This is a genomic window from Micromonospora terminaliae (genome assembly GCF_009671205.1).
Taxonomy (GTDB): domain Bacteria; phylum Actinomycetota; class Actinomycetes; order Mycobacteriales; family Micromonosporaceae; genus Micromonospora; species Micromonospora terminaliae.
The window spans coordinates 6,651,203-6,668,018 of record NZ_CP045309.1; the positions used below are offsets into that span (position 1 = coordinate 6,651,203).

Below are 16,816 nucleotides of genomic sequence, written 5' to 3' on the forward strand. Positions count from 1 at the left end.
GCGCCGCGACCCGTACGCCGGCACCACCCACCTGCTCGTCGAGCTGCTGGCCCACCCGCCGGCCCGGCAAACCGGCTGCTGCGGTGTCGGCGGGGCTCGTGCTCGCCTGCCCTGTCGCTGGCCGCCCAGGCGGCCGTACCGGGCTGACCACCAGGCACGGAACGCGCCGGTGGGCCGAGACGGCCCTGCTCGTCAGCGGTGATCGACAGGTGACTTGAGCAACTTTCACTACTAGCGTCGGTCGGACCTGGACAGTCATTACTCGGGGAGGACGTCCAATGCTCCGTCCACACCACCACCAGAGCGCCCGATGAGGGCGCGCCCCCTCGCGGCGGCAGCAGCCGCCATCGGACTGGTCGCCGCAGGCCTCACCCTCACCGGCGGCACCGCCGCCGCCCACGGCAGCGGCTACTCGGCCCTGATCCAGCGCGCCTCCTACGGCGTACCGCACATCACCGCACAGAACTTCGCCAGCCTCGGCTACGGCGTCGGCTACGTCCAGGCCGAGGACAACATCTGCCTGATCGCCGAGCAGATGGTCACCGTCCGCGCCGAGCGGTCCCGCTGGTTCGGCGCGACCACCGGCAACGTCACCAGCGACCTGTTCCAGCAGAAGGCCATCGACGCCGGCGCCGTCGACCGCTGGCTCACCGGCCCGCGCGACGGCATCCACGCACCCTCCAACGAGGTACGCGACCAGATCCGCGGCTTCGTCGCCGGCTACAACGCCTACCTCCGCAGCGCCAAGAACAAGATCACCGACCCGGCCTGCAAGGGGAAGGACTGGGTACGCCCGATCACCGAGCTGGACGCGTGGCGGGCGAACTGGACGCGCATGGTCCGGGCCAGCTCCGGCGCGCTCGCCGACGGCATCGTCGCCGCCGCGCCGCCCGCCGGGACCAGCGCGCCACCCACCCCGAACAGGAGCAGCGCCCCGCAGGCCGAAGCCGTCGTCGCCGCCCGGGACGGTGCGCCGGCCGGGGTGGGCAGCAACGCGTACGGCCTGGGCCGCGACGCCACCGCCAGCGGCGCCGGCATGCTGCTCGCGAACCCGCACTTCCCCTGGGACGGCGGCGAGCGCTTCTACCGGATGCACCTCAAGGTGCCCGGCCGGTACGACGTCGAGGGCGCGGCCCTGGTCGGCGACCCGATCGTCGAGATCGGCCACAACGGCCGGATCGCCTGATCGCACACCGTTTCCACCGCCCGCCGCTTCGTCTGGCACCGGCTGGCGCTGGTGCCCGGCGACCCGACCAGCTACCTCTACGACGGCCAGCCCCGGAAGATGACCTCCCGCACGGTCACCGTCCAGACTCCGGGCGGCCCGGTCACCCGTACCTTCTACGACACCCACTACGGCCCGGTCGTCGTGGTGCCCGGCACCTTCGACTGGACGGCGCAGGCCGCGTACGCGATCACCGACGTCAACGCCGCCAACAACCGCGCGCTCGACGGCTGGCTCGCCATGGGTCGCGCGAAGTCGGTGGGTGAGCTGCGGAAGGTGCTGGACCAGCGGCAGTTCCTGCCCTGGGTCAACGTCATCGCCGCCGACCGCGACGGCAACGCCCTCTACGCCGACCACTCCGTCGTGCCCCGGGTCACCGGCTCCCTCGCGGCCGCGTGCATCCCGGCGCCCTTCCAACCCTTGTACGCCGGCAGCGGCCAGGCCGTCCTCGACGGCTCCCGCTCCGCCTGCGAGCTGGGCCGGGACCCGGACGCCGCGGTGCCCGGCATCCTCGGCCCGGGCAACCTGCCCGCGCTGATTCGCGGCGACTACGTGACCAACTCCAACGACAGCTACTGGCTCGCCAACCCGGCCCAGCCGCGGGAGGGTTACCCGCGCATCATCGGCGACGAGCGGACGGCACGGAGCCTGCGTACCCGGCTTGGCGTGCACCAGGTGCAGCAGCGGATCGCCGGCACCGACGGGCTTCCCGGCAAGGGCTTCACCACCGGCAAGCTGTGGGACGTCACGTTCGGCGACCGGGCGTACGGGGGTGAGCTGGTCCGCGACGACCTGGTCCGGCTCTGCGAGGCGCAGCCGACGGCCACCGCCTCCGACGGCACCACCGTCGACCTGACGGACGCCTGCGCCGCCCTGCGCGGCTGGGACCTGAAGGTCAACCTCGACAGCCGGGGCGCGCACCTGTTCACCGAGTTCGCCCTGGCCGGCGGCCTGCGCTTCGCCGACCCGTTCGACCCGGCCGCCCCGCTCACCACGCCGGGCCGGCTCGCCGTCGACGACCCGAGGGTACGCACCGCCCTCGCCAACGCCGTCCGCAAGCTGAACGGCATCCCGCTCGACGCGCGCCTCGGCGACGTCCAGACCGAGCCGCGTGGCGCTGCGCGCATCCCGATCCACGGGGGCCGCGCGGAAGCCGGCGTCTTCAACATGATCATCGGGGTGCTGCAGCCCGGCGTCGGCTACTCGAAGGTGCAGCACGGCTCGTCGTTCGTGATGGCCGTCGAGCTGGGCCGCGACGGGCCGTCGGGTCGGCAGATCCTGACGTACTCGCAGTCGGCCAACCCGAACTCGCCCTGGTACGCCGACCAGACCCGGCTGTACTCGGGCAAGGGCTGGGACACCATCAAGTTCACCGAGAAGCAGCTGCGCGCCGACCCGAACCTGGTCACGTACCGGGTGGGGGAGCGGCGCCACTGACCGCCCCGGCGGAGACTCCGAGCTCCGGCGGCCGGCCGACCGGCCGGCCGCCGGGCCGATCCCGAACCCGCTGTGCAGGGCGATGGGAAACGGGGTTCTGTCGTCCAGCACCCGTGCATAGGATCGGCTCATGGGCCGGACCTTCGACATCATCTCCCCGCCGCGCTCCTGAGCGGGGCGCCTCCACTCATCGTGTCCAGCCTGCCTCGGTGGGACGCGCGGTTCACCCAGCGCTGAGTCCGGCACGCCCCGCTTCCGCGACCGTCAATTCCTTCGTCGCAGGAGCGATTCCTTCATGCTTGTTTCCCAACGTCCGGTGGCCGCCGCCCGGCGCTCCACCACCGGCCTGTGGTCCCTTGTCCTCGCCGGCGTGCTGTGGGGCACCGGTGGCCCCACCGGCAGCCTCCTCGCCCACGAAACGCAGCTGGCGCCGCTGGCTGTGGCCGCGTACCGGCTCGCCGCCGGCGGCATGCTCGTCATCGTCTGGCTCTGCCTGACCCGGCAACCGCTGCCACGCGGCCGGCGCGCCTGGGGCCGGATGGTCGTGAACGGGCTGCTCGCCGCGGTCTTCCAGGCCTGCTTCTTCGCCGCGGTGGCACGGACCAACGTCAGCCTCGCCACCCTGGTCACCATCGGCACGTCGCCAGCCCTCGTCCTGTCCGCGGAAGCGATCGTCGGACGGCGGCGGGTCACCGCGGCGATGCTCGCCACCGTGGCGCTGGCCGTCAGCGGTCTGGTCCTGCTCGTCGGCGCGCCAGCCGGCGGCATCGCGACCACGAACGCGCTCACCGGAGCCGGATTCGCGCTGCTGTCGGCGGTCGGCTTCGCCACCATGACCTTCATCGGAACGCGGCCCGTCGCCGGTCTCAACGATCTCACCGCCACCGGCGTGAGCTTCGCGATCGGCGGCGCCGTGCTCGCCCCCGCAGCCATCGTGACGTCCGGGATGGACTTCGTCCCGACCCCGGCGTCCGTGGGGTTGTTGCTGCTGCTGGGCACCGCACCCACCGCGGTGGCCTACGCCCTGTACTTCCGGGGCCTGCGCACCACCGCAGCCGGTACGGCAGCGCTGATCGCGCTGCTGGAACCACTCGTCGCCACGCTCCTGGCGGCGCTGCTCCTCGGCGATCGTCTCAGCTTGACCGGGTTGGTCGGCGCCGGGCTGATCACCGCCGCCATCGTGCTTGACACCCGAGCCACGCGCCACTGACAACCGGGGTTTCCGGGCAGGACCCACCAGGTCCTGCCCGGCACCCTTCCTCGCGGCTAGCACCCTGGTCCGCGGCGTTCCGTCGTGCTCATCCACGACGACAGAGCCGCACCGGCGTAGGGTCGGCAGCGTGGTAGGGGCGGAACGTCGATACCGCTACGTCGGCCCGGCGGACGTGCCGGCGTCCGTCGCCGGCGCGCCCGAGGGCTGGCCCGTCCGATCACCGGACGATCTCGACACCTACCTGGCGGCCGCGGATCCGCGCGACCGTGACGAGCCGTTCACCTACGTCGTCGACACCGGCGGTACGTTACGGCTCGCGCCGAGACGCAGCGAGCACGTCGCCTGCGCCGGCGGCGGGGAGGTCCTCGGTGCCGGGGAGATCGGCTTCGCCGGTGAGCGGGGTGGCTGGGTCGTCTCGGAGGTGAGCAACCACTCCACCGGGTACTGCCCCGATCCCACCTCATGGCCGGCGGTGGCGGGTGCCCTCGACCGCGCGGGCATCGACCGTCCGGACGGCTTCACCGTGGCCGTCGTCTTCCGGCGCTGCCTCGACTGCGGCGAGCGCAACCTGATCCGGGACGACGACTACGTCTGCGCGCTCTGCGGCGCCGAACTGCCGGAGGACGTCGAACCCCGGCTCGCGGCGCAGCCGTCGACCGACCAGCGTCCCCGCTGACGACCGGGCCTTACGGTGTCTCCCGCAACGGCCAGACCTCGACGACTCCCTGCGCGACGGCGCAGGGCGTCCTGGACGCGATCTGGGTGGCTTCCTCCAGCGTCTCCGCCTCGATGATCGCGAATCCGGCCACCGGCAGGGCGGAGGACAGGAACGCGCCGCTCTGCACCGTCATGCCGGCGCCGTCGCGGTTCCGTACCTGCACGGGAGAGTCGGCAATACCCATCACGGTCCCGGCCTCGCGCAGGCGTACGTCATGGGCGTGCGCCTCGTCGAGTACGGCAGCGTCGGTACTGTCGTAGCCTTCCTGGTCCCCGTATCCGATCGTCACGAATCTCGCCACCACAGGCTCCCTTCTGCGTGCCACGGAATCGTCACACCTTCAATGCCCATCGAGACCATCGCGAACCAGGACGACACCCGCTCCACTGGCCGGACTGCCCGGGTTTGGTGGCCGGGCCGGCGGGAAACCCGCGGGTTTGTCACCACAGCGAGAGGAAGCGGCATGACATCGACCAGCCTGCCCGGCGGCACGTTCCGCCTGGGGGATCTGACGGTCACCCGCATGGGGTACGGCGCGATGCAGCTTGCCGGCCCGCACGTCTTCGGCCCACCGGCCGACCGCGACGCGGCCGTCGCCGTGCTGCGCGAGGTCGTCGAGCTGGGCATCAACCACATCGACACGTCCGACTACTACGGTCCGTACGTCACCAACGAGATCATCCGGGAGGCCCTGTACCCGTACCCCGACGACCTGCACATCGTCACCAAGGTCGGGGCGCTGCGCGACGCCGAGGGCAACTGGCCGCCGGCCCTCGCCCCGGACCAGCTCCGCCAGGCCGTCCACGACAACCTGCGCCGCCTCGGCCTCGACGTGATGGACGTGGTCAACCTGCGCGTCGGCGGGTTCGACCGGCCCACCCCCGGCTCGATCGAGGAGCCGTTCACGGTCCTCGCGGAGCTGCAACAGCAGGGGCTGATCAGGCACCTCGGGCTCAGCACGGTCAACGCCGCGCAGGTCGCCGAGGCGCAGTCCATCGCGCCGGTGGTGTGCGTGCAGAACTTCTACAACATCGCCAACCGCGACGACGACCCGCTCGTCGACTCCCTCGCGGCGCAGGGCATCGCCTTCGTGCCCTACTTCCCACTCGGCGGCTTCAGCCCGCTGCAGTCCGAGGAGCTCAACGCCGTGGCGGCCCGCCTGGAGGCCACCCCGCTGGCGGTGGCGCTGGCGTGGCTGCTGCACCGGTCCCCGAACATCCTGCTCATCCCCGGCACCTCGTCGGTGGCGCACCTGCGCGAGAACGTCGCCGCCGCCGCGCTGACCCTCCCCGACGACGCCCTGACCGAGCTGAACAACATCGCTTGACGGGATCGACCACCCCGCTAGTCCAGCCTGCGGCGGCCCAGCCATTGTGGTTCGCGGCCGGCGAGCACCCAGCCGGCGACCGCGGCGAGCACCGGCAGCCCGAGAATCGTCGCCACGAGGTGCGCGACCGGCACGTCGGTGAGCGCGTCGAGGTCGCGATGCAGCACGCTGGCCAACCCAACATAGGCGCCAACGACGCCGAGGAGGCCGCCGAGCAGCGCGAGCGCCCCGGCGGTCGTAGCGGTCAGGGTGCGCCGGACCCGCCTGGGAGCGCCGGTCGCGGCCAGGGTGCGCAGGTCGCCGGCCGCCTCGCCGCGGATGAGGCCGACGGTCATGGCCAGGATGCCGAGGGCGAGCAGCGCCCCGGCGGCGACCGCCCCGGTCCGCAGGGACCCGAGCGAGGCCCGCTCGTGGCGGGACTCGATGGTGAAGCCGGCGCTCACGGCGAGGTTCTGTGCCGTGGTCAGCTCCTGCTCGGTGAGCGGGTGGTCGGCCTCGACGAGCCAGCCGACCCGCGCGGGTTGCCAGCCGTGGCGGGCCATCATGCTCGCGGTGACCATCGAGTTCGGCATCGAGGTGTACCCGGGGTCGGGGAGCGCCTGGGTCTTCGGGTAGACGCGGCGTTCGGGGATGTTCACCAGTTCGAGTGCGCCGGTGCGGGAGGTGAGCACCTCGGTGTCGGCCGCGACCGCCGCACTGTCCAGCCGGTAGAGCCGGAGCAGTTCCGGGGTGGCGACGTAGAGGGGATACGTCGTCATCTGCTGGCGGTCGGCAACCGGCGTGCCGATCTCCACGGCCGGATGGCCGGGCTGCCCGCCGGGCTCGCCCGGGTCGGTGTAGGAGGCGACCACCGCCATGTCGAGCGGGGTCACCGTCGGCGTGCCGAGGTTGCCGGCCAGCGTGTCGACCTGGGACTGCAGCCCGGCCAGCTGCTCCGGGGTGCGTACCGGGATCACCGGGCTGGGCCGGCCGATGCGGACCAGGAGCTGGCCCTTGGCCAGATTGCCCAGACCGGCTGCCTGCCTGGCCTGGTGGTCGGCGGCGGCGGAGCCGGCGACGACCGCCACCGAGATCCCCAGGGCCAGACTGATCGCGGCGAGCGCCGCGCCGGCCCGTGCCTGGTAGCGGACCAGGTCGGTCAACGCCAGCCGGACGGCCACCGGCATCCCGGCGCGCGCCGCGGCCAGCAACCGGATCGCCGTGGGCCCGACGAAGAGCACACCGACGGCCGTGGCGATGGTGCCGGCGGAGATCGGCACCGGTTTGGTGCCGCCGGAGAGCAGCAGGCAGGTGACACCGGTGGCGAGCAGGACCACGGCGACCACCGCGGTGCGCCGGGCGGGTCGGGGCCGCGGCGGCCGCGCCGACAACGCGCTCATGATCGGGGTACGCGCGGTGGCCCGCGCCGGCCACCACGCGGCGGCGGTGGCGGTCGCCACGGCCAGCATCATCCCCGCGCCGATCGTCGCCCAGGGCAGGTCGAACCGGTCGATGCGGTGCCCGGCGGCGGTCTCCACCCGCTCGGCGACGAGCAGCCAGGCGGCGATCCCGACGCCGGTGCCGAGCACCGCCGCGACCGCGCCGACGACGGTGCCGTTGGCCAGCATCACCAGCCGCAGGTGCCGCCGGGTGGCGCCCATCGCGGCGAGCATGCCGAGCTGCCGCAGCCGGCGTTGCGCCACCACGACGAACCCGGCCGCGGCGACGAGCGATACCAGCAGCAGACCGACGGTGGCCAGCGCCAGGGTGGTGGCGGCGATCACGGTACGGGTGGTGCCGGGCCGGGACTCGCGTACGAGGGGACCGTCGATGGTCGCGCGGAACGCCTCCAGGTCAGCCCGGTCCCCGGCGACGAGGACGGTGACGGTCTTCGGCGGGTCGGCGTGTGCCGGGTCGACGAGGGCGAACTCGTCGGTCAGGTCGTTCGGGTTCTCCACCATCCCGACCACGAGGCGGTCGTGGCCGTCGACGGTGACCCGCCGGCCGAGCCCGGTGCGCAGGGTGCGCGCCACCGCGTCGGTGAGTGCGACCTCGCCGGTGCCGGCCGGGTACCGGCCCTGCCGCACCGCCAGCATCGGTGCGCCGTAGACGCCACCCGGGTCCTGCGCCCGGACGTCGATCGGGTCGAACAGCCCCGGCACCTCCAGGTAGCGGTGACCGATCGCGTCGATCGTGCCGAACCAGCTCCGTGTGGCGGCGAGCCGGGACTCGAGCTTGGCCGGATCGGTGCCGTCGAACTCCAGGAGGTGGTCAGCCCGGCCGAATCTCCCGTCGCTGGAGGAGGCCATGTTGTAGGTCGCCGAGACGGCGAACGTGGCCCCGATGACGGCGACCGTGAGCAGCGCGAGGGTGAGTACCTGTTGGCGCCACTCGCGGCGGAACAGCCGTACCGCCCACCGGATCACGGCCCGGCGGGCCGGCAGGCCGCCGCCCGAGGCGCGGCGGGGCGCCGGCCGTTCGGTGGCCGGCGGGGTGGCGGTGGCCGCCGTCACGGGGCCACGTCCCCGGCGAGCAGAGTGTCCGGGCCGACCGCCGGCGCGGTCTGGTCGATGACCCGGCCGTCCCGGAGGAACACCACCCGGTCGGCCCAGGACGCGAGCTGCGCGTCGTGGGTCACCATCACCCCGGCGATCCCGCGCTTGCAGGCCGCGCGCAGCATCCGCATGACCGCCTCGCCGTTGGTCGAGTCCAGCGCGCCGGTGGGCTCGTCGGCGAGCAGCAGGCGCCGGTCGCCGACCACCGCGCGGGCGATCGCGACCCGCTGGCGTTCGCCGCCGGACAGGTCGTCGGGGAAGTGGGCGGCCCGCTCGGCCAGCCCCAGCTCCTCGAGTACGCGCAGGCCGGCGGCGCGGGCGGCCCGCGCGCCGACGCCGTCGAGTTCCAGCGGCAGCGCCACGTTCTCGACGGCGGAGAGCCCGGCGAGCAGATTCAGGTCCTGGAAGACGAAGCCGATGGACCGGCGGCGCAGCCTCGCCCGCGCGTCGGCGGACATGGTCGACACGTCGTCACCGCAGACCAGCACCGCACCGTCGGTCGGCTCCTCGAGGCTGCCGGCGATCGTCAGCAGGGTGCTCTTGCCGGAGCCGCTCGGCCCCATGATCGCCACCAGCTCACCGGCGTCGACGGTGAGGTCGACCTGCCGCAACGCGGGTACGGCGGCGTGGCCCGTGCCGTACACCTTGGACACCTGGCGCATGCTCAGCACGGCGCTCATCGACGGGCCTCCTCGCGGGTCGGCGCGGACTCCGCCGGTTCGCCGGTTGCGGGAGCGGCCGGCTTGGCCCGGTCGCTCGGCGCCGCGCCAGTGGTGGGCGTGGCCGGTAGGCGGCGCAGCCGGGCGTCGGCGGCGTCGAGCCAGCGGACGACCGACTCGAGCCGGAACAGCTCCGCGTCGACGACGAGGCCGAGCGCGATGTCCTCGGGGTCCGTGTCGGCCTTGAGGTGGGTGTACCGCTGCATCTCCTCGATCAGGCGCCGGCGGTGGACCTGGAGGATCTCCCGTACGGCGACGCCGGGCATGCGTACCGCCACCTGCACCTTGATGACGAGTTCGTCGCGTGGTGGCGCCGCGGTGTCGGGTGGGGTCCGCAACCACGTGTCCAGTTCCCGCTCGCCGCCCGCGGTGATCCGGAACCGTCGCTGCGCGCCGTCGCGTTCGTCCGACTCGACGAGCCCTTCGCGTTCGAGGCGTTGCAGCGTCGTGTAGACCTGGCCGACGTTGAGCGGCCAGACCTCACCCGTGCGGGCCTCGAACTCCTGCCGGAGTTGCAGGCCGTACTTCGATCCCTCGGTCAACAGCGCCAGCAACGCATGTCGAATGCTCATGGTCCACCACCCAGCGTGAGTATACCGGGTATAATACTCGGTATTATCGCGCCGTCCAGCCACTTCGGGCAGGAGCTGTCAGGTCACGACGAGCTGGCGGTCCACATGCGCCGATGGCTCCGGGCGACGGGCGTTCAGCGGCTCGCTCTCGCGATCAGCGGGATGCCGTCACGGTAGGTCGGCACCGCCGGTGCCCAGCCCAGCTCGCGCTTGGCCTTGGCGTTGGAGACGCGCATCGAGGTGGTCATCATGGCGTGCGCGTACGGGATGGGCCGCAACATCCAGCTGGGGACCCGCCACGGCCGGCGCGCCCCGAACGCGGCAGCGAGGGTGTCCAGGTAGTCGGCCCAGCGCACCGGCTCGTCGTCGACGATGTTGTACGCCTGCCCGGCCCGCCCCTTCTCCAGCGCGGCCACGGTGGCCGCGGCGGCGTCCTGCAGGTAGATGAAGTTGGCGTAGCCGCCCCCCGAGGGGACCGGCAGCCGGCGCTTGCGCACCAGGTTGACGATCATGTCGGTCATGCGGTCCTGCCCGTAGAAGAACCCGTACCGCAGCGCGACGCCCTCGATCTCGTCGGCCGCGAACACCTGCTCCTCGGTGGCGCGGATGGCCGCCACCGCCTCGCCGAGCTTGCCGCCCACCGGCTCGGCGAACGGGTCGTCCTCGCTGATCACGCGCGGGCCGTGATCGCGGTAGCCGTAGCCGAGCACGATCGACTGGGTGACGAAACGGTGGGCGCCGACCGCCCGGGCCGCCGCGAGCAGGTTCGCCGTTCCGGTGGTACGCAGGGCGTTCGTACCCTGGAGCGCCTCGCCCATCTTCGTGGTGCCCAGCGCCGTCAGCTCGTGGACGACCGCGTCGGCCCGCACGTCCTTGAGGGCGCCGAGCAGGTTCTCCCGGTTCATCACGTCGGCCACCACGGCCTCGGCGCCGGCGGTGCGCAGCCGCTCGGCGTTGCTCTGGCTACGGCTGATCCCGACCACCTGGTGGCCGGCGGCGATGAGCTGGCGGGTGAGGGGCCGACCGACGGCGCCGGAGGCGCCCGCGAGCAGAACTCTCATGGCTAGGGTTCCCCTTCCACAGGTGTCACCCGGGTAGACGAGTGACCGGCCGGGAATGTGATGACCCGTCGGTGTGTCGTCCGCCTCGTCGCCCTGACGTTCGAAGCCGGTGCCCGGCCAGACCGATGGCGGCGGGCGCAATCGGGCGCGCTTTCAGCGGGCCGTCCAGGTCTGCACCTCGACCAGGTTGCCCTCCGGGTCACGCAGGTAGGCCGAACGCACACCCCACCCGGGGCGATCGGCGGCCTCGGCCACCACGAGCTCGGCCTGGAGGGCGGCGACGGTGGCGTCCACATCGGGCACGGGGACCACCACGAGCACCCCGCCGTCGCCCCGGCCCACCGGCAGCACCGCCTCCGCCGCGCGGCGGCCGAGGATCGCCAGGACCGTGTCGCCGTCGCGGTCGAAGCTGGCGTACTCGAAATCCGGGACAACCTTCTCCGGCTCGCCGAGCAGGTCGGTGTAGAAGCGCAGGGTGGCCGGAAAGTCGTCGGCGACGACCCGGGCGTGCACACTCATGCACCCGACCCTAGCCCCGCGGGTGCCGGCGCAACTCGACGCGGTCCAGCAGGGCATCCGACGCTGCTGTGGGACCTGACGGGCACCTCCCGGCGGCGAACCGCTGTAGGGTGCGCGCCGTGGGATACCTGGTGAGGCCTTCGGGCCGGTTGAACCTCCCGCAGTCGGACGACGCCGCTGCGGTCACCGCTGTCCAGGCCGCCATGGCGGCACGAGACGGCTGGTTCAAGCCGGATGTTCTTCCGACAGACGACACGTTGGCCGACCTGGCAGAGGTGGCCGGAGCATACGTAATGCGCGACGGGGACTGGATCGAGTTCGGCTACGACGACGAGGGCGACCCCAAGTGGTCGGACCAGGCCACGGCCTTCTACGTCGCGATCGCGCCGTTCGTGCGCTCGGGAACCGTCCATATCGAGGGCGAGGACGGTGCCCACTGGTCATACGCCTACGCGGACGGGCAGGTCACCCAACAGGGCTGGAACGGTTGGGACGGATCCATCGAGCCGTTCGGCGAGCAGGTGGATCTCCCTTCGGCCCACCCTTAGGCTGACGGTCCCACACGGGGATCTCCTGATACCGCCACCTGCCGGGTCGGGGCGGCCCGGGCTCTGGCACCGCCAATAGCGTCGGGGCATCCCGACCCGCGAGGAGGACGCCGTGAGCCAGCCGCCCAGCCCAGCACTGCCCGGCGAGCTGAAGCCCGTCACCATTCACCTGGACAGGTGGCGCGAGGCGCTTCCACCGGACGCCTGGCCCGACGGGTTCCCCGAGGCCGGCGAGGTGTGGCGGCGCGACGTCTTCGCCGTTGCCGACGCCTGGCGTGCCGGCGAGGCCACCCCACGGCAGCTGCTGAGCGCGGTGCTGATGTGGGGCTACGGTCCGATCGGCTACGGCCCGTGGCGCACCCTGCGGTCGCTGGAGAGCGATCCGGACGGCAAGCGGTTGGCGCACGCCCTCGACGGCCTACGCGCGCCCGCGCCGGACGAGGACGCCCTGCGGGCCGCCTACCAGCGCCTGCGTGATCCGAAGGGGTCGCGGCTGCCCCGGCTCGGCCCCGGGCTGTTCACCAAGCTGCTCTACTTCGCCGGCTACCGGCGCGGCGTAGGCGGCCGCCAACCTCTCATCCTCGACACCGTCGTTCGGGGGCGGCTGCCCGTCGAGGCCGGCGTGCGACGCGAGTCCGGCTGGGTGTCGGAGGAGTGGCTCGCCTACCTGGGCTGGGCGGCGGACCAGGCGCACCGCCGGGGTACTGAGCCTGACGAGGTGGAGATGGCACTGTTCCACGACCGGTGGGCTTGACCGGAGGGCTTAGGTAGGTACACGTAGCGGACTTTTCGCGTGGCAGGTCGTCGGAGCCTGTCCTTGGCGGTCGTGTGCACGCCGCCGTCCGGGTACCCGTCGGCCAGGGCTCGTCGCTCCGCTGTCGGGCCCGTCGCGGGCCTCCGCAAGCACCGGCAGGGTCGGGGCGGCGGATCAGCGCGGGCCGCACGCGCAGCTCGGCCCCGGCGATGGGAGGCAAGACGGAAGCCCAGGAGCATTCCTCCACCGGGTCAGCCAGTCCGAACGAGACAGTTGATCATGCCGGCACCAATGCACAAATGATCAAGGCTTTGGGCTGGGAGTTTGTGGGCCGCCCGGCTGATGACGGTCTCAGTCACGGGACACCAAGCTGCTTCCGTGCAACCTCAACAATTCACTCCAGGCAACGATCACGCTCAGGTGCCCGGTCCCGCCCAGCCGCAGGTTCCATACTCCGGCTCCGACGTCACAGCCGGCCCTCAGCCGGCGGTGCCCTACTCCGCGCCGCCGGTTGCCCATCCGCCCCAGTCGGCGGTGCCCTACTCCGGCCCGCCCGCCGCCTACCCGCCGGGCCCCTACGCGCCCCAGCCGCCGTACGCGCCGCAGCAGGCCTACCCGTATCCCGCTCAGCCGGCGCCATATCCGCCGCAGTTCGCCGCGCCGCTGCCGCCGCCGGTTTACACCCGGGAGTACATCGGCGCTGGGTTCCACGCGCTGCACATCACGCTCAGTGTCTTCACGGGAGGATGCTGGCTCCCGGTGTACGGGCTGCTCTACTACAAGAAGTCCCGGCCGAAGACAGTGACCACCTACGGCCGGTGACCACCCCGGTCGCGGTGAAATGGCGGGCACCCGGGAGCGAGGGCGCGCTGACCAGAGCCGCTGCGGCCGTAGTGTCCAGCGGAGCTCGGCACGCCGCCCCGCCCGGGTTGCCAGCGACTGCGCCGTAGAGTGGCACAACCCTCGCTCGCCGGCCCTGGATGTCCAATCCGTCCTCGCCCGCGCCGTCTCAGTCCGGCCAGCGAGGGGCCGGCGAGGGTGGTTCCGGGTTGGGCGCGCGCCGACGCTGACGGGCCCGGCTCGTATGGTGGCGGGGCGCGCAGTCGGCTCGGGGGAGGGTGGTCCATGCTCGCGGACCTGGCAGTTCCGCCGGCCGTCGAGGCCGAGCGGGTCATCACAGCAGTGCTCGCCGACCTGCGCTCCGGCGACCACCGCGGCGTGGTGGTGGACTCGCCGCCGGGCGCCGGCAAGTCCACCCTCGTGGTCCGCGCCGCCGCCGAGCTGGCCGCCGCCGGCGAGCCGCTGATGGTCGTGGCGCAGACCAACGAGCAGGTCGACGACCTCATCGACCGTCTCGCCCGCAAGGCCGCCGAGCTGCCCATCGGCCGGCTCTCCGCCACCGACTACCAGCCCACCGACCGGGTGAAGGGCCACGACACCGTCCGCGTCGCCGCGAAGGTCGCCGACCTGGGCGGTGCGGCCGTCGTCATCGGTACGGCCGCGAAGTGGGCGACCGTCGCCGAGGGTGTCTGGCCGTGGGCGATCGTCGACGAGGCGTACCAGATGCGGTCGGATGCCCTGCTGCGCGTGGCCGGGCGGTTCGAGCGGGCGCTGTTCGTCGGCGACCCGGGCCAGCTCGACCCGTTCTCCACCGTCGAGACCGCGCGGTGGACCGGGTTGACCTGGGACCCGATGCAGTCGGCGGTGGCCACGCTGCTGCGGCACAACCCGGAGCTGCCGGTGCACCGGCTGCCGGTGTCCTGGCGGCTGCCGGCCACGGCCGCGCCGGTGGTGGCCGCCGCGTTCTACCCGTTCACCGGGTTCCGCGCCGGCCCCGGGCCGGCCGACCGGGCGCTGACCTTCACCGCGCCGGGGCCGGGCGACCGCCTCGACGCGACGGTCGAGGTGGCGGCCGCCGCCGGTTGGGCGCTGCACGAGCTGCCCGCCCGGCACACGCTGCGTACCGATTCCGAGGCCGCGGCCGCCTGCGCCGCCCTCGCCCTGCGATTCCTAGACCGGAAACCGGTCGGGTTCGACGAGCAGGCGCCCGACGGCGCGCCGATCACCGCGGACCGGATCGCCGTCGGGGCCGCGCACCGCGACCAGGTGGCAGCCATCCGCACGCACCTGGGCGCGGCCGGCCCGGGCATCACCGTCGACACCGCCAACCGGCTCCAGGGCCGGGAGTACGACGTGACGATCGTCCTGCACCCGCTCTCCGGCCGGCGGGACGCGACCGCCTTCCACCTGGAGTCGGGGCGGCTCTGCGTGCTGGCGTCCCGGCACCGGCACGCGTGCGTGGTGGTGGCGCGGGCCGGCATCACCGAGCTGCTGGACGCGCACCCGTCGACCGAGCGGGTGCACCTGGACGTGCCGGTGAAGTTCCCGGACGGCTGGGAGGCCAACCACACGATGCTCGCCCACCTCGGCGCACACCGGGCGAGGTGACCGCCGGGCCTACTTGCCGTGCGGGTCGGCCGCGTTGAGGGTCGCCACGACCTGGTCGTAGTCGCCGCGCGCCTCCCCGTACCGGAGGAACTTCACCCGCTCGACCTGGATCTCCTTCGCGTCCGGCTGCGACTCGATCAGCGCGACGACCTCCGTCACGAACTCATCGAGCGGCATGGCGAACTCGCTGGTCTCCTGCCCGGGCATCAGCGCGGTACGCACCGCCGGCGGTTCCAGCTCCACGACCTTCACCGACGTGCCGGCGAGCTGGAGCCGGAGCGACTCGCTGAGCATGTGGATCGCCGCCTTCGACGCGTTGTAGCTCGGGGTGACCTTGAGCGGCGTGAACGCGAGACCCGACGAGACGGTCATGATCGTGGCGTCCGGCTGGGCCTGCAGGTGCTCGACGAACGCCGCGATGAGGCGGATCGGGCCGAGCAGGTTCGTGGTCACGGTGGCCTCCGCCGTCGCGAGGAACGACTCGGGCCGGCGCCAGTCCTCGGCGCGCATGATCCCGGCCATGGTCACCAGGACGTTGAGGTCGGGGTGCCGCGCCAGCACCTCCTTCGCGGCCGCGGTGATGCTGGCGGGATCCGCGGTGTCGATCTCCACGGTGTCGATGCCGGGGTGCTCCGCGGCGATCGTGTCGAGCAGGTCGGTACGCCGGCCGCCCACGATGACCGTGTTCCCCTTGGCCCGCAGTTGCAGGGCCAGGGCGAGGCCGATCCCGCTCGTGGCGCCGGGGATGAAGATGGTGTTCCCGGAGATGTTCATGCACCGAGCCTGGCCCGGCCCGCGGGGCGGATGAAGAGACCGGTTGTCGGGGGATCGGCAATCCCTGGTTGGCCCGGTCGGCGGGCGGATACTGGGATCATGGACCGCGCAGCCCTGGCCGACTTCCTCCGCCACCGCCGCGAGGCGCTGCAGCCCGCGGACGTCGGGCTGCCCACGGGCGCCCGGCGGCGCGCTCCCGGGCTGCGGCGCGAGGAGGTGGCCGCCCTGGCCACCATGTCGACCGACTACTACACCCGGCTGGAGCAGCAGCGCGGGCCGCAGCCGAGTCCGCAGCTGCTGGCGTCCCTGGCCCGCGCGCTGCGGCTGTCCCGGGACGAGCGCGACTACCTGTTTCGGGTGGCGGGGCACAACGCCCCGGCATCGGTGTCCACGGCCACGCACGTCGCACCGGCGCTGCTGCGGGTCATGGACCGGCTGTCGGACACCCCGGCGCTCATCCTGTCCAACCTCGGCGAGGTCCTCGTGCAGAACCGGATGGCCGACGCCCTGTTCGGGGACCGGTCGGGCCACACGGGCCTGGCTCGCAGCGAGATCTACCGGTGGTTCACCGACCCCGCCGAACGGTCCCGGTACCCGGAGGAGGACCGCGACCGGCAGAGCCGCGCCCAGGTCGCGAACCTGCGCGCCGCGTACGGGTCGATGGGCCCGCAGTCGCGGGCCGGCGAGCTGGTGCGGGCGCTGCAGAAGGTCAGCCCCGAGTTCGCCGAGCTGTGGGAGCGGCACGAGGTCGCCCAGCGCTTCGCCGACCACAAGACACTGATCCACCCCGAGCTCGGCCCGATCGAGCTGGACTGCCAGGTGCTGTTCACCGAGGACCAGTCCCAGGCCCTCCTCGTGCTCACGGCGCCGCCGCGCAGCGAGGGCTACGAGAAGCTGCGGCTGCTCGCCGTGCTGGGATACGAGCGCTTCCCGGCCAGCACCTGATCAAGGCGGTTGGTCGGCGCGG

The 16,816-nt window shown here is 72.8% G+C and carries 15 protein-coding genes and 1 pseudogene; 9 read left to right on the forward strand and 7 right to left on the reverse strand.

The features are described from left to right. Nucleotides 1-310: 310 nt before the first annotated feature. From GCE86_RS31020 to GCE86_RS31030, 3 genes and pseudogenes are all read left to right on the forward strand, one after another. A pseudogene (locus GCE86_RS31020) lies at nucleotides 311-2,662 on the forward strand (acylase). A gap of 295 nt (nucleotides 2,663-2,957) precedes the next feature. After that, complete coding sequence (locus tag GCE86_RS31025) at nucleotides 2,958-3,872, forward strand: DMT family transporter (protein WP_154230202.1); 915 nt, start codon at nucleotides 2,958-2,960, stop codon at nucleotides 3,870-3,872. Between the two features lie 130 nt (nucleotides 3,873-4,002). Continuing rightward, nucleotides 4,003-4,551, forward strand: a complete 549-nt coding sequence (locus tag GCE86_RS31030) for a hypothetical protein (RefSeq protein WP_154230203.1) — start codon at nucleotides 4,003-4,005, stop codon at nucleotides 4,549-4,551. A 10-nt stretch (nucleotides 4,552-4,561) separates the two neighbouring features. Here the strand turns inward: GCE86_RS31030 and GCE86_RS31035 are convergent, their stop codons facing one another. Further along, nucleotides 4,562-4,894, reverse strand: a complete 333-nt coding sequence (locus GCE86_RS31035; protein ID WP_154230204.1) for a YciI family protein — start codon at nucleotides 4,892-4,894, stop codon at nucleotides 4,562-4,564. A gap of 162 nt (nucleotides 4,895-5,056) precedes the next feature. Between GCE86_RS31035 and GCE86_RS31040 the strand changes: the two genes are divergently transcribed. After that, nucleotides 5,057-5,920: an aldo/keto reductase family oxidoreductase gene (locus GCE86_RS31040; RefSeq protein WP_154230205.1), complete on the forward strand. Its 864-nt coding sequence runs from the start codon at nucleotides 5,057-5,059 to the stop codon at nucleotides 5,918-5,920. Nucleotides 5,921-5,937: 17 nt separating this feature from the next. On the opposite strand, the gene GCE86_RS31045 is transcribed toward GCE86_RS31040, so the two are convergent. The 5 genes from GCE86_RS31045 to GCE86_RS31065 all read right to left on the reverse strand — a co-directional run bounded on the left by GCE86_RS31045 (nucleotide 5,938) and on the right by GCE86_RS31065 (nucleotide 11,325). Further along, nucleotides 5,938-8,412 (reverse strand): FtsX-like permease family protein, encoded by a 2,475-nt coding sequence (locus GCE86_RS31045; protein ID WP_154230206.1) that lies wholly within the window; start codon nucleotides 8,410-8,412, stop codon nucleotides 5,938-5,940. Next, complete coding sequence (locus tag GCE86_RS31050) at nucleotides 8,409-9,134, reverse strand: ABC transporter ATP-binding protein (protein ID WP_154230207.1); 726 nt, start codon at nucleotides 9,132-9,134, stop codon at nucleotides 8,409-8,411. The genes GCE86_RS31045 and GCE86_RS31050 overlap by 4 nt, the downstream gene beginning before the upstream one ends. Next, nucleotides 9,131-9,745: a PadR family transcriptional regulator gene (locus GCE86_RS31055; RefSeq protein WP_154230208.1), complete on the reverse strand. Its 615-nt coding sequence runs from the start codon at nucleotides 9,743-9,745 to the stop codon at nucleotides 9,131-9,133. Before GCE86_RS31055 ends, GCE86_RS31050 begins: the two co-directional genes overlap by 4 nt. 134 nt (nucleotides 9,746-9,879) lie before the next feature. After that, nucleotides 9,880-10,806 (reverse strand): NAD-dependent epimerase/dehydratase family protein, encoded by a 927-nt coding sequence (locus tag GCE86_RS31060; RefSeq protein ID WP_154230209.1) that lies wholly within the window; start codon nucleotides 10,804-10,806, stop codon nucleotides 9,880-9,882. 153 nt (nucleotides 10,807-10,959) lie between these two features. Then, the gene (locus GCE86_RS31065; RefSeq protein ID WP_163636922.1) at nucleotides 10,960-11,325 is read right to left on the reverse strand and encodes a VOC family protein; all 366 of its coding nucleotides are present in this window, start codon (nucleotides 11,323-11,325) and stop codon (nucleotides 10,960-10,962) included. 119 nt (nucleotides 11,326-11,444) lie between these two features. On the opposite strand from GCE86_RS31065, the gene GCE86_RS31070 reads away from it, so the two are divergent. The 4 genes from GCE86_RS31070 to GCE86_RS31085 all read left to right on the forward strand — a co-directional run bounded on the left by GCE86_RS31070 (nucleotide 11,445) and on the right by GCE86_RS31085 (nucleotide 15,075). After that, entirely contained in the window at nucleotides 11,445-11,873 is a 429-nt protein-coding gene (locus tag GCE86_RS31070; protein ID WP_154230211.1) for a hypothetical protein, read from the forward strand. A 112-nt stretch (nucleotides 11,874-11,985) separates the two neighbouring features. Beyond that, entirely contained in the window at nucleotides 11,986-12,627 is a 642-nt protein-coding gene (locus tag GCE86_RS31075; RefSeq protein WP_154230212.1) for an 8-oxoguanine DNA glycosylase OGG fold protein, read from the forward strand. A 534-nt stretch (nucleotides 12,628-13,161) separates the two neighbouring features. Next, entirely contained in the window at nucleotides 13,162-13,449 is a 288-nt protein-coding gene (locus GCE86_RS31080; RefSeq protein ID WP_163636918.1) for a hypothetical protein, read from the forward strand. A gap of 303 nt (nucleotides 13,450-13,752) precedes the next feature. Next, nucleotides 13,753-15,075, forward strand: coding sequence for an AAA family ATPase (locus GCE86_RS31085; RefSeq protein ID WP_154230214.1), 1,323 nt, complete (start codon nucleotides 13,753-13,755; stop codon nucleotides 15,073-15,075). A gap of 9 nt (nucleotides 15,076-15,084) precedes the next feature. Here GCE86_RS31085 and GCE86_RS31090 read toward each other — a convergent pair whose 3' ends face one another. After that, nucleotides 15,085-15,849: an SDR family oxidoreductase gene (locus GCE86_RS31090; protein ID WP_154230215.1), complete on the reverse strand. Its 765-nt coding sequence runs from the start codon at nucleotides 15,847-15,849 to the stop codon at nucleotides 15,085-15,087. 99 nt (nucleotides 15,850-15,948) lie between these two features. Here GCE86_RS31090 and GCE86_RS31095 point away from each other — a divergent pair, with 99 nt between their 5' ends. Then, nucleotides 15,949-16,794 (forward strand): helix-turn-helix transcriptional regulator, encoded by an 846-nt coding sequence (locus tag GCE86_RS31095; RefSeq protein WP_154230216.1) that lies wholly within the window; start codon nucleotides 15,949-15,951, stop codon nucleotides 16,792-16,794. The last annotated feature ends 22 nt before the right edge of the window (nucleotides 16,795-16,816 follow it).

What these genes read in the sequence shown, in the direction of transcription:
- GCE86_RS31025 (WP_154230202.1), top strand. Translation starts at nt 2,958, where the DNA reads ATGCTTGTTTCCCAACGTCCGGTGGCCGCCGCCCGGCGCTCCACCACC.
- GCE86_RS31040 (WP_154230205.1), top strand. Translation starts at nt 5,057, where the DNA reads ATGACATCGACCAGCCTGCCCGGCGGCACGTTCCGCCTGGGGGATCTG.
- GCE86_RS31050 (WP_154230207.1), bottom strand. Translation starts at nt 9,134, where the DNA reads ATGAGCGCCGTGCTGAGCATGCGCCAGGTGTCCAAGGTGTACGGCACG.
- GCE86_RS31055 (WP_154230208.1), bottom strand. Translation starts at nt 9,745, where the DNA reads ATGAGCATTCGACATGCGTTGCTGGCGCTGTTGACCGAGGGATCGAAG.
- GCE86_RS31060 (WP_154230209.1), bottom strand. Translation starts at nt 10,806, where the DNA reads ATGAGAGTTCTGCTCGCGGGCGCCTCCGGCGCCGTCGGTCGGCCCCTC.
- GCE86_RS31065 (WP_163636922.1), bottom strand. Translation starts at nt 11,325, where the DNA reads ATGAGTGTGCACGCCCGGGTCGTCGCCGACGACTTTCCGGCCACCCTG.
- GCE86_RS31085 (WP_154230214.1), top strand. Translation starts at nt 13,753, where the DNA reads ATGCTCGCGGACCTGGCAGTTCCGCCGGCCGTCGAGGCCGAGCGGGTC.
- GCE86_RS31090 (WP_154230215.1), bottom strand. Translation starts at nt 15,849, where the DNA reads ATGAACATCTCCGGGAACACCATCTTCATCCCCGGCGCCACGAGCGGG.
- GCE86_RS31095 (WP_154230216.1), top strand. Translation starts at nt 15,949, where the DNA reads ATGGACCGCGCAGCCCTGGCCGACTTCCTCCGCCACCGCCGCGAGGCG.